Source organism: Streptomyces sp. NPDC020362 (assembly GCF_040642095.1).
Taxonomy (GTDB): Bacteria; Actinomycetota; Actinomycetes; order Streptomycetales; family Streptomycetaceae; genus Streptomyces.
Map to the genome: position 1 here is coordinate 61,947 of NZ_JBFAET010000002.1, position 11,762 is coordinate 73,708.

General features: G+C 72.8%; 11 protein-coding genes. 7 read left to right on the top strand and 4 right to left on the bottom strand.

Going from position 1 to position 11,762, the window contains the following annotated elements:
• Positions 1-12: 12 nt before the first annotated feature.
• On the top strand, positions 13-1,581 hold the full coding sequence (locus AB0H32_RS01525) for an alpha-L-arabinofuranosidase B (RefSeq protein ID WP_361112433.1): 1,569 nt from the start codon (positions 13-15) through the stop codon (positions 1,579-1,581).
• Here AB0H32_RS01525 and AB0H32_RS01530 read toward each other — a convergent pair.
• A complete protein-coding gene (locus tag AB0H32_RS01530) occupies positions 1,559-2,836 on the bottom strand; it encodes a sensor histidine kinase (protein WP_361112436.1) in 1,278 nt (425 codons plus the stop codon). The genes AB0H32_RS01525 and AB0H32_RS01530 overlap by 23 nt on opposite strands.
• Before the next feature lie 437 nt (positions 2,837-3,273).
• Here AB0H32_RS01530 and AB0H32_RS01535 point away from each other — a divergent pair, with 437 nt between their 5' ends.
• Genes AB0H32_RS01535 through AB0H32_RS01545 form a run of 3 tightly spaced genes read left to right on the top strand, consistent with a single transcriptional unit; the run spans position 3,274 to position 6,207 of the window.
• A complete protein-coding gene (locus tag AB0H32_RS01535) occupies positions 3,274-4,149 on the top strand; it encodes a MaoC/PaaZ C-terminal domain-containing protein (protein WP_361112439.1) in 876 nt (291 codons plus the stop codon).
• Between the two features lie 31 nt (positions 4,150-4,180).
• Complete coding sequence (locus AB0H32_RS01540) at positions 4,181-5,257, top strand: Zn-dependent alcohol dehydrogenase (protein ID WP_361112442.1); 1,077 nt, start codon at positions 4,181-4,183, stop codon at positions 5,255-5,257.
• Positions 5,258-5,268: 11 nt separating this feature from the next.
• Entirely contained in the window at positions 5,269-6,207 is a 939-nt protein-coding gene (locus AB0H32_RS01545) for a 3-oxoacyl-ACP reductase (RefSeq protein WP_361112445.1), read from the top strand.
• Positions 6,208-6,315: 108 nt separating this feature from the next.
• On the opposite strand, the gene AB0H32_RS01550 is transcribed toward AB0H32_RS01545, so the two are convergent.
• Complete coding sequence (locus tag AB0H32_RS01550; protein WP_361112448.1) at positions 6,316-6,474, bottom strand: hypothetical protein; 159 nt, start codon at positions 6,472-6,474, stop codon at positions 6,316-6,318.
• Between the two features lie 94 nt (positions 6,475-6,568).
• Positions 6,569-7,774 carry a hypothetical protein gene (locus AB0H32_RS01555; RefSeq protein WP_361112451.1) on the bottom strand — a complete coding sequence of 402 codons (1,206 nt, stop codon included), beginning with the start codon at positions 7,772-7,774 and terminating at the stop codon, positions 6,569-6,571.
• Positions 7,775-7,962: 188 nt separating this feature from the next.
• Between AB0H32_RS01555 and AB0H32_RS01560 the strand changes: the two genes are divergently transcribed.
• Genes AB0H32_RS01560 through AB0H32_RS01570 form a run of 3 tightly spaced genes read left to right on the top strand, consistent with a single transcriptional unit; the run spans position 7,963 to position 11,030 of the window.
• Positions 7,963-8,871, top strand: a complete 909-nt coding sequence (locus tag AB0H32_RS01560; RefSeq protein WP_361112454.1) for a Nif3-like dinuclear metal center hexameric protein — start codon at positions 7,963-7,965, stop codon at positions 8,869-8,871.
• Positions 8,868-9,611, top strand: coding sequence for a C4-type zinc ribbon domain-containing protein (locus AB0H32_RS01565; protein ID WP_361112724.1), 744 nt, complete (start codon positions 8,868-8,870; stop codon positions 9,609-9,611). Before AB0H32_RS01560 ends, AB0H32_RS01565 begins: the two co-directional genes overlap by 4 nt.
• A 12-nt stretch (positions 9,612-9,623) precedes the next feature.
• On the top strand, positions 9,624-11,030 hold the full coding sequence (locus AB0H32_RS01570; RefSeq protein WP_361112457.1) for a bifunctional RNase H/acid phosphatase: 1,407 nt from the start codon (positions 9,624-9,626) through the stop codon (positions 11,028-11,030).
• On the opposite strand, the gene eda is transcribed toward AB0H32_RS01570, so the two are convergent.
• Positions 11,002-11,664, bottom strand: coding sequence for a bifunctional 4-hydroxy-2-oxoglutarate aldolase/2-dehydro-3-deoxy-phosphogluconate aldolase (gene eda / locus AB0H32_RS01575; protein WP_361112460.1), 663 nt, complete (start codon positions 11,662-11,664; stop codon positions 11,002-11,004). The two genes, AB0H32_RS01570 and eda, sit on opposite strands and share 29 nt — an antisense overlap.
• Positions 11,665-11,762: the final 98 nt, after the last annotated feature.

Consider the following 11,762-nt stretch of genomic DNA (forward strand, 5'->3'; position numbering starts at 1 on the left):
GAAGAGGTGCACGTGTCCCCCAGACTCCTGCGCTCCTGCCCGCGGCGGCTCAAGGACGCCGCCCTGTCCGTGCTCGCGGCCCTCGCCACCGTCGCCGCGCTCGTCGTCGGCGTCGGCGCCCCGCAGGCCGCCGCCGCGAGTTCGCTGCCCTGTGACGTCTACGCGGCCGCGGGCACGCCCTGCGTCGCCGCACACAGCCTCGTCCGGGCGCTCCACTCGTCGTACGGAGGCCCGCTCTACCGGGTGCAGCGGGCCTCCGACGGCGCCGCCGCGAACATAGGCCTGCAGGCACCCGGCGGATACGCGAACGCGGCCGCCCAGGACTCCTTCTGCTCCGGCACGACCTGCATCATCACCGAGATCTACGACCAGTCCCCGCGCCACAACGACCTCACCGTCGAGGGCGCGGGCGGGGCCGGCGCGGCCGACGTGGGAGCGCCCGCGGACGCCCTGCCGGTGACCGTCGGCGGGCACCAGGTCTACGGCCTGGAGATCTCCGCCGGCATGGGCTACCGGGACAACTCGACCTCGGGCGTGGCCGTGAACGGCCAGGCCGAGGGGATGTACATGGTGACTTCCGGCACCCACGTCAACAACCGCTGCTGCTTCGACTACGGCAACGCCGAGACCAACAACAAGGACACCGGCAACGGCCACATGGACGCCATCAACTTCGGCACCGAGTGCTGGTTCTCCCCGTGCTACGGGCAGGGTCCCTGGGTGCAGGCCGACCTCGAGAACGGGCTGTTCCAGTCGGACGCCGGGAACAGCAGGAACACGTCCGGCACCGGCACCGGACCGCTGCCGTTCGTGACCGCGCTGCTGAAGAACAACGGGCAGAATCATTTCGCGCTGAAATACGGAAATGCGCAATCCGGCGGACTGACGACGACCTATTCCGGCGGCGAGCCGACCGCCGGTGGCTACGCGCCGATGCACCAGGAGGGCGCGATCGTCCTCGGCACCGGCGGCGACAACAGCAACGGCTCCATCGGGTCCTTCTTCGAGGGCGTGATGACCTCCGGCATCCCGACGGACGCCGCCGACGACGCCGTGCAGAGCAACATCGTCTCCGTCGGCTACGGCGGCCCCACCGGCAGCACCGGCACGCTCGGCCCCGGCTCGGAGATCTCGCTGCGCGCGACGACGCCCTGCTGCACCACCGACTACCTCCGCCACCAGGACGGCGCGGGCGTCCTCTCCCCGGTGACGTCCGGCAGCTCCTCCCTCGACAGGAACGACGCGACCTGGATCGTGCGCCGGGGGCTCGCGGACAGCTCCTGTGTCTCCTTCGAGTCGAGGAACCATCCCGGTGACTTCCTGCGCCACTACGACTTCCGGATCCACAAACAACCCATGGACGGCACCGGCCAGTTCCGGGCCGACGCCACCTTCTGCCCGCAGACCGGCAGGAGTGGCACCGGTACCTCGTTCGCCTCGTACAACTACCCGTCGAAGTACCTGCGCCACTACGACTACGACGTCTACGTGGCGAGCAACGGCGGATCCAACGCGTGGGACAGCAGCACCTCGTGGAGCGACGACGTGAGCTGGGCGGTCAGCCCGCCCTGGGCGCCGTAGCCGCCACGGCCGCAGCCGGCTGCGTCGGCTCCACCGGGAGCCCGGCGGTGACCGCGAAGCCGCCGCGCGGCGACGGGCCGGCCGTGAGGGAGCCGCCCGCCGCCGCGAGGCGCTCGGTCAGCCCCTTCAGGCCGGTGCCGCCGATGCCCTCGCGCGGCCGGCTGACCGCCTTGCCGGTGCCGTTGTCCGTGACGGTGAGCCGTACCTGTTCGGTGGTGCTCTCGACGGTGATCTCGCAGCGGGTGGCGTCGCTGTGCCGGACGACGTTGGTGACCGCCTCGCGCACCACCCAGCCGAGCAGCGCCTCGGTCTGCGGGGCCAGCGGCGTCCCGGACTGGCGCACCACCGGCTCCACGCTCGCCGCGGACAGCGCCGAGCGGGCCCGGGTCAGCTCGGTGGCCATGCTGCCCTCGCGGTAGCCGGTCACCGCCTCGCGGATCTCGGTGAGGGCCTGCCGGCCCACCGACTCGATGTCGCCGATCTGCGCCAGCGCCGCGTCCATGTCGCGCGGCGCCAGCCGCCGGGCCGCCTCCGACTTCACCACGATCACCGACAGGGTGTGCCCGAGGAGGTCGTGCAGATCGCGGGAGAAACGCAGCCGCTCCTTCTCCACCGCCCGCCGGGCCAGCTCCTCCCGGGCGGCACGCAGCTCGCGCACGGCCTCGGACAGACCGAGGATCGCGGCGGTCACCATGCTCGACAGGAAGGTTGCGTAGCCGATGTTCGACGCGTCTCCCCATCCGTCACGGACCCCGGAGACGGCCCCCGCGTACGCCGCGAGCAGCACGCCGGTACGGCCCAGCCAGGGGCCGCGCAGGGTGGCGCCGGTCGCGAGGCCGAGCAGCGGGAAGTACATCAGCCAGTTGCCGCCGTACCCGACGGCCAGGCCCGTGGTCAGCAGGGCCATCAGCAGCAGCGCCACCCGGGTGGAGACCGCCTCGCGCTTCGCGCGGTCGAAGGCGCGGAAGGTGACGTAGACGTACAGGGAGTTGAAGGCCAGCAGGCCCAGGGCGCCGATCCACGGGTTGGGGGTCCTGCCCTGGAGCAGGTTGGAGAAGGCCCCCATGCCCATCAGCAGCCAGGGCAGCAGGGCGAAGCCGGTGGGCGGCGGGCCCGGGTGGTCGACGGTCGGAGCCTTCCCGCTCTTCCTGGCGGCCCGCTGCGCGACTTTGAAGGCCTCCATGTCCGCCTGCCAGCGGGCCCGCGCCTCGCGCATGCACTGGATGCGGCGTCTCGTCTCCGTCCACCACGACATGTTCCTGTTCCCCCGATCAGATGGTGCCCGCCCCGGGGCGGTGCGACAGCACAGCGTACGAACCGCACGCCGGCAGCCGGATGGTCGGCATGATGATCGCACCGGGGCGGGGCCGGCGCCCCTCGGCGACCGGGGTACCGGTCCGGGCCCGGCCTCGACCGCCCCCGTACGGGACACGGCGCGCTGCGTCTGTGCCATGCCTACGACGGTAGGAGCCCGGGCGCCGCCCCGGCAGATGCGGATGTCCGCACTCGGGCAGTACAAATGTCACAGCCCCACCATCTGACGCGACGTCAGGAGCCTTCACAACTGTGGAGTGCTGGGCTATACAGGGGGCGCCGGACTGGAACGCGTTCTAGATCCGCCCCGTGGACGACCTCGGTGCGGCCGACGGTGCGGACGTCCGCACCGAGGTCTTGAGACCCGTCAGGAGCCCCATGCCCATCGACGCAGCCAAGGCTCTCGCCGCCGAGCCCCGGACCGGCGAGATCACCTGGAGCACCAAGGACGTCCAGCTCTACCACCTCGGCATCGGCGCCGGAGCCAACCCGGACAAGGAAAGCCCCGCCACCGATCCCGACGAGCTGCGCTACACCCTGGAGTCCCGGCTGCAGGTCCTGCCGAGCTTCGCCACCGTCGCGGGCTCCGGCTCGCCGGGCGTGATCAGCGGGCTGTCCATGCCCGGTGTGGAGGTCGAACTCGCCAAGGTCCTGCACGGCGGGCAGACGGTGGAGATCCACCGCCCCATCCCGGCCGAGGGCACGGCGACCGCGACCCGTGGGCTCGCCGCCGTCTACGACAAGGGCAAGGCCGCCATCCTGGTCCTGCGCACCGAGGTCGCCGACGCCGACGGCCCGCTGTGGACCGACGACTCCCAGATCTTCGTACGCGGCGAGGGCGGCTGGGGCGGCGACCGCGGCCCGTCCAACCGCCTCGATCCGCCCACCGGCGAACCCGACCGGACCGTCGAACGCCCCGTGCGCGCGGACCAGGCCCTGCTCTACCGCCTCTCCGGCGACTGGAACCCGCTGCACGCCGACCCCGAGTTCGCCGGACGTGCCGGGTTCGACAAGCCCATCCTGCACGGGCTGTGCACCTACGGCATCACGCTGAAGGCGGTCGTGGACACGCTGCTCGGGGGCGATGTGACCCGGGTCCGCTCGTACACGACGCGCTTCGCCGGGGTGATGTTCCCGGGCGAGACCCTGCGTATCCGCATGTGGCGGCAGGAGGGGAGCGTCAGGGTGGCCGTGAGCGCCGTGGAGCGGGACGACGCGCCGGTCCTCGCCGACACCATCGTCCGACACTCCTGAGCCAACCCACCGTCGAGGGGAGAGCCGCACCATGCGCGCAGCCGTACTGCACGAGATCGGCCAGGACAAGCTGGAGGTCCTCGAGGACATCGAGGCGGTGGGCTTCGGGCCCGGCAAGGTCAGGGTCCGGGTGCGGGCCACCGGGCTGTGCCACTCGGACCTGTCCGCGATGAGCGGGGTGCTGCCGCAGCCGGCCCCCTTCGTGCCGGGCCACGAGGGTGCGGGCGAGATCCTCGAAGTCGGCGAGAACGTGAACCACCTGAAGCCGGGCGACCGGGTCGTCCTGTGCTGGCTGCCCGCCTGCGGCGCCTGTGCCGCCTGCAAGCGGGGCCAGACCCAGCTGTGCCTGGCCGGGTTCATGAACGCGGGCACCCCCAACTTCAAGCGCCCCGGCGGTGACGTCTTCGGCTTCGCCGGCACCGGCACCTTCGCCGAGGAGGTCGTCGTGGACGCCGGCTGTGCGGTGCCGATCCCCGCGGACGTGCCCTTCGACATCGCCGCCCTCATCGGCTGCGGGGTGACGACGGGCCTCGGTGCCGCCCTCAACACCGCGGACGTCCGGGCCGGTTCCTCGGTCGCCGTCATCGGTTGCGGGGGCGTCGGCATCTCGGCCGTGCAGGGAGCCCGGCTGAAGGGCGCCGCCGAGATCGTCGCCGTCGACCCGGTCGCCTCCCGGCGCGAGTCCGCGCTCAGGTTCGGCGCGACGAAGGCCGTCTCGCCGGAGGAGCTGGCCGACGCCAAGCAGCAGGTCACCGGCGGCGAGGGCTTCGACTACGTCTTCGAGGTCGTCGGCAGGTCCGCCACCGCCCGCACCGCGTACGAGAACACCCGGCGCGGCGGCACCCTGGTCGTGGTCGGCGCGGGCGCCCTGGACGACTTCCTGCAGCTCAACATGTTCGAGCTGTTCTTCGACGAGAAGCGGATCCTGCCGTCCATGTACGGCGGCGGGGACGTCCTCAGCTCCTACGAGCGCACCATCGCCCTGTGGCGGGCGGGCCGCGTCGACCTGGAGGGCCTGATCACCCACCGGGTGCCGCTGGCGGAGATCAACGAGGCACTGGACCAGATGCGTACCGGGACCGCCCTGCGTACGTGCATCGAGATCTGAGGACTCCACCGATGTCACTGCCACTTGAAGGGCTGTCCGCCGTCGTCACCGGCGCCGGGCGCGGCCTCGGCCGGGCCGAAGCCCTCGAACTCGCCCGGCTCGGCGCGGCCGTCGTCGTCAACGACTACGGACAGCCCGGCCGCGACGGCTCCGGCGGGGCCTGCGCAGGCCCCGCCGAGGAGGCCGCCGCCGAGATCCGCGCGAGCGGCGGCCGGGCGGTCGCGCACACCGGCGACGTCGCCGACCTCCGGCAGGCCCGCGACCTGGTCGACCTGGCGATCGCCGAGTTCGGCAAGCTGGACGTCCTCGTCAACAACGCGGGCATCCTGCGCGACCGCATGGTCTTCTCCATGACCGAGGACGAGTGGGACTCGGTGATCCGCGTCCACCTCAAGGGACACTTCAACACCACCCACTTCGCGGCCGCACACTGGCGCGAGCGGTCCAAGGCGGCCGGGGGGCCGGTGTACGGGAGGATCGTCAACACCTCCTCGGAGGCGTTCCTCGCCGGTTCCGCGGGACAGCCCAACTACGCGGCGGCCAAGGGCGGAATCGTCGGACTGACCACCTCCACGGCGCTCGCCCTCGCCAAGTACGGCGTCACGGCCAACGCGATCTGCCCGCGGGCCCGGACCCGGATGACGGAGGACGTCTTCGCGGGCCTGGCCCGGCCCGAGGACGGCCTCGACCCGCTTGCCCCCGAGCATGTCGCCCCGCTCGTCGGCTATCTGGCCTCGCCCGCCGCCGCCCGGATCAACGGCCAGCTGCTCGTCGTGCACGGCGGCATGGTCGCGGTCATGGAACGGCCTCGGGTGCAGGCGAAGTTCGACAGCAAGCAGGAGACGTTCACCTACGACGAACTCGACACGCTGCTCACCCCGCACTATGCGGACCGGCAGCCGGGGGAGACGTTCGCCGCGGCGGAGGTACTGGGCCTCAAGCGCGGGTGAAGGGAATCCTCAGGCGCGGGTGAGAAGAACCCTCGAGCGCCGACGCGAAGGAAGAGGGGCTCTCCGTCGTGCGACGGAGAGCCCCTCTTCCTTCTTCCCTACTTACGGTCAGGCAGCCGCCTCGGCGCTCTCCTCGACCGGCTTGCGGTGCCGGCCGTGCGGAGTCGCCTCACCCTCCTGGGCCGCGATCGGGCCCCGGTGCCGGCCATGGCCGACAGCCTCCTGAGAGTCGGCAGACAGCTGCTCCGTCGTGCTGGTGTCGCTCATCGGAAGTATTCACCCCGTCAACATGATCTCTTACAGCCGGGCGAGTGTAACCGGCACACCTCGGGCCGAATCCAGGCGGGCACGCCGACCGGTGCTACTTCGTTACAAGTCCGCCGAGCGGTGCCTGTTGCAGCGGTACCGGCCGGGCCGCCACCGGCTCCGGAGGTTCCGGTTCCGCCGCCGGCCGTGACACCCCGGGCGCCCCGGCAGCCGTACCGCCGCACACCGGGTCCGTCAGGCCCGCGCCTCCCGGTCCCGGCATCTGCGGCCCGGGCGCCGTCAGTTCCGCCACGCCGCACGGGACCTCCCCCGTGGCGTACGGCAGTCGCAGCGCCCCGTCCCGCGTCCACAGCCCGGACCCGGTCAACCACCCCTCGGGCGCGGCCAGATGACATACCTTCCGCTCGTTGGGCCGCCAGATCCCGACCCAGCTGCCGACCGGCCCGTCGATGCGCAGCGCCACCGCACAGTTCTCCGGCGTCAGCACCTGCCCCGGCTGGATCGCGAACGGCGTCAGCGCACAGTCCGGGATGCGCAGGCACTCCGGGAAGCGCACGGGCAGCGTGCTGCCCATGACCCCCCAGCCCAATCGTTCCTGCCCCGGGGAGGGCGCGTTCGAGGAGATCAGCAGCAGCCCGCTGTCCGGATCGGCGAGCAGCAGCCGGTCGTCGCTGCCGTCCGCGATCTGCAGCAGGGGCGAGGTCTCACCACCGCGGTCGAGGTCCACCACGACCGTCTTGGTGCGCCCGCCCAGCTCCCGGTCCAGCGCCAGCATCCGCCCGGTGCGGTCCAGCCAGACCCCGCCCGAGCACCGCCCCGGAACCTCGGCCAGCTGCTCGGGCCCGAAGGCGCCGCCCGTCACCAGCCACACCGACGTGGAGCGCGGACCGACGCCGAGGGCGTAGGCGCGCGCACCGCCCGGCGCCGGCGGCAGCAGCCGGAGCCGGGTGCCGGGCTCCGCGCACTCCACCGCGCCGAGCGGCAGCTCGCCGGTGCCGGGACCGGTCGGGTAGAGCAGAAAGAAGGCGTGCCGCCGTTCGACGAGCCGGTGGATCAGCACCCGCCCGTCCGCCATCGGCTGCACCTGGGTGCCGGGCTCCTCCGGCTGGTTGCCGGGCAGCGGGACCGCGTACGGCTCCGGGCCGTCCAGGGTCCAGCGCTCCGGGAACCAGGAGTCGCCGCCTCGCGCGAGGCGGGCCGCGTACGCGCCGTCCGCCGTGATGGCGCATCCCGCCCGGGGCACACCGTCGTCCGCACCGGACGCCCCGGTGGAAGGGGGTTCGATCGCACAGGCCGTCATCGTTCGGTCACCTCCGGCGACGAAGCTAGTTTTCGCACGCACAGACGTGGGACCGGCTGACCAGGGCTTCACACATACGGGTGTCGCAGAACCGATTCGCCTGAGGGAAGGGAGACGCATGTGCTGAGCCGGGCCGCGCGAGAGCGGAGCGGTACAGCCCCGCAGAACGGACAGGTAGCCTTTTCCCCGTGCCCCGTCTGTCTGAAGTCATCGCCGCGCTGGAGAACCTCTGGCCCGCCCAGCGGGCCGAGTCCTGGGACGCGGTCGGCACGGTCGTGGGCGACCCCGACCAGGAGGTCACCCGGGTCCTGTTCGCCGTGGACCCCCTCCAGGAGATCGTCGACGAGGCGGTGAAGCTCGGCGCCGACCTGCTGGTCACCCACCACCCGCTCTACCTGCGCGGTACGACCACGGTCGCGGCCACGCACTTCAAGGGCCGGGTCGTGCACACGCTCATCAAGAACGACATCGCGCTGCACGTCGCCCACACCAACGCCGACACGGCCGACCCGGGCGTCTCCGACGCACTCGCCGGAGCCCTGGACCTGCGGGTCGTACGCCCCCTGGTGCCGGACCCGTCCGACCCCGAGGGCCGCCGCGGCCAGGGCCGCATCTGCGAGCTGGACCATCCGCTGAGCCTGGCCGAGCTGGCCGCCCGGGCCGCCGAGCGGCTGCCCGCCACCGCGCAGGGCATCCGGGTGGCCGGCGACCCCGAGACCGTCATCCGGACGATCGCCGTCAGCGGCGGTTCCGGCGACAGCCTCTTCGACCAGGTCCGCGCGGCAGGCGTCGACGCCTTCCTCACCGCGGACCTGCGCCACCACCCGGCCTCCGAGGCCGTCGCGCACAGTCCCCTCGCGCTGCTCGACGCGGCGCACTGGGCCACCGAGTGGCCCTGGTGCGAGCTGGCCGCAGCCCAGCTCGACGAGATCTCCGACCGCCACGGCTGGGACCTCAGGGTCCATGTCTCCAAGACGGTCACCGACCCCTGGACCGCCCACGCGGCGTCCTCCGTCCCCGCCCACCCGTCGCCCACCACCGCCCTTCCCACGAGCGCTTCGCGCGCCCCTTCCGATGCAACGGGAGCCCCCAACTGAACGCCGCGCCCGCCGACCAGATCCGACTCCTCGACGTCCAGGCCCTCGACGTCCGCCTGCAGCAGCTGGCGTACAAGCGGAAGTCGCTGCCCGAGCACGCCGAGATCGAGTCGCTGACCAAGGACCTGACCCAGCTGCGCGACCTGCTGGTCGCCGCGCAGACCGAGGAGAGCGACTGCGCCCGCGAGCAGACCAAGGCCGAGCAGGACGTGGACCAGGTGCGCCAGCGCGCCGCCCGCGACCAGCAGCGCCTGGACTCCGGAGCCGTCACCTCGCCGAAGGACCTGTCCAACCTCCAGCACGAGATCGCCTCCCTCGCCAAGCGGCAGGGTGACCTGGAGGACGTCGTCCTGGAGGTCATGGAGCGCCGCGAGGGCGCCCAGGAGCGCGTCGGCGAGCTGACCGAGCGGGTCGCCTCCGTCCAGGCGAAGATCGACGACGCGGGCGGCCGCCGGGACGCCGCGTTCGAGGAGATCGACGGCGAGGTCGCCACGGTGACCAAGGAGCGCGAGGTCATCGCCGGTTCCGTCCCCGCGGACCTGCTCAAGCTGTACGACAAGCTGCGCGAGCAGCAGGGCGGCATCGGCGCGGCCAAGCTGTACGCCCGCACCTGCCAGGGCTGCCGCCAGGAGCTGGCGATCACCGAGCTGAACGAGATCCGCACGGCGGCGCCGGACACGGTGATCCGCTGCGAGAACTGCCGCCGCATCCTGGTGCGTACGGCCGAGTCGGGTCTGTAAGGAGCCTGCGCGGTGCGGGAGTTCATCGTCGAGGCCGACGGCGGGTCACGGGGCAACCCGGGGCCCGCGGGCTACGGGGCCGTGGTCGGCGACGCGGTCACGGGGGAGGTCCTGGCCGAGGCCGCCGAGTACATCGGCATCGCCACGAACAACGTGGCCGAGTACCGGGGCCTGCTGGCCGGCCTGCGCGCGGCGCACGCCCTCGACCCCACCGCCCGGGTCGCCGTCCGGATGGACTCCAAGCTCGCCGTCGAGCAGATGTCGGGCCGCTGGAAGATCAAGCACCCCGACCTGAAGCCGCTCGCGGCCGAGGCGAGCCGGGTCTTCCCGCCGGACCGTGTCACCTACGAGTGGATCCCCCGCGAACGCAACAAACACGCCGACCGCCTGGCCAACGAGGCGATGGACGCGGGAGCGAAGGGCGAACAGTGGTCTCCGTCCGAGTCCCGCGCCGCCCTGGACACTCCGCGCACCGTCCCGGAGCCGTCGGGCCCGCCCGGCGACGCGACGGCAGGCGCGGCAAAGGCCCGAGCAGCCCTGAGAACCCCCGCTGCGGCCGCAGCAGCCGACTCGCCCGAGGCGGCCGACGCAGCCACCGCAGCTCCGGGCAGTCGTGCCGCCGGGTCGATGGCGGTCCCCCCGCTCGAGCGAAGCCGAGAGCGGGGGCGGGCGGGCGCAGCGGCACCTTCCAGCGAGCAGCGCCCCACCACCCCCACCGAGCCGCACCCGACCACCACCCCCGACGAGCAACCCGGCACCAGCACCCCCGGCTGGAGCGCCACCCCCGACCTCGGCACCCCCGCCACCTTCGTCCTCCTCCGCCACGGCGAAACCCCCCTCACCCCCCAGAAGCGCTTCTCCGGCAGCGGCGGCACCAACCCCTCCCTCTCCGACGCCGGCCGCGAGCAGGCCCGGCGCGTCGCCGAGGCGCTCGCCAGGCGCGGCACGATCCAGGCGATCGTCGCCTCCCCGCTCGCCCGCACCCGGGAGACCGCCGGTGTCGTGGCCGCCCGCCTGGGCCTGGACGTGGCCATCGAAGACGGCCTGCGCGAAACGGATTTCGGCGCCTGGGAGGGCCTCACCTTCGGCGAGGTCCGCGACCGCTACCCGGACGACCTGAACACCTGGCTCGCCGACCCTGAGGCGCACCCCACCGGCGGCGGCGAGAGCTTTGCGGAGACGGGCACCCGGATGGAGGCCACCCGCCGGAAGCTGGTCGCGGCCCACGCCGGCCGCACGGTCCTGCTGGTCACGCACGTCACCCCGATCAAGACCCTGGTCCGGCTCGCCCTCGGCGCTCCGCCCGAGTCGATGTTCCGCATGGAACTCTCCGCCGCCTCCCTGTCGGCGGTGGCGTACTACGCGGACGGCAACGCGAGCGTGCGGCTGTTCAACGACACGTCCCACCTGCGTCCCTGAGCCCCGCGGCGCTCCGCGCCAGCGCCTCGATGCGGGCCCAGTCCCGGGCGGCCACCGCGTCCGCCGGGACCATCCAACTGCCGCCCACGCAGCCGACGTTGGGCAGGCGGAGATACTCCGGTGCGGTCGTCGGCCCGATGCCGCCGGTCGGGCAGAAGCGGGCCTGCGGCAGCGGGCCGGCCAGGGACTTCAGATAGGCCGTGCCGCCCGCCGCCTGCGCCGGGAAGAACTTCATCTCCCGCACCCCGCGCTCCAGCAGCGCGACGACCTCCGAGGTGGTCGACACCCCCGGCAGGAACGGCACCCCGGACCCGCGCATCGCGCCCAGCAGGGCGTCCGTCCACCCCGGACTGACCAGGAACCGTGCCCCGGCCGCCACGCACCGCGTCACCTGGTCCGAGGTGATGACCGTGCCCGCCCCTACCACGGCGTCCGGCACCTCCTCGGCGATCGCCCCGATCGCGTCCAGAGCGGCCGGGGTCCTGAGGGTCACCTCGATCGCGGGCAGCCCGCCGGCCACCAGCGCCCGCGCCAGCGGTACGGCGACGGCGGCGTCCGGCACGACCAGCACGGGGACGACGGGCGCGAGATCCAGCACGGAGGCAGCCGAAGAGGAGGGCAGCGGCGAGGTCACGCCCTTATCGTGCCCATGAACAGCAGCATGCGCAAAGATCGTTGCACATGCTGCAATGAGCGTGGGATCGCCTCGCCGCCCGGAGCCGGTCGCCCTCA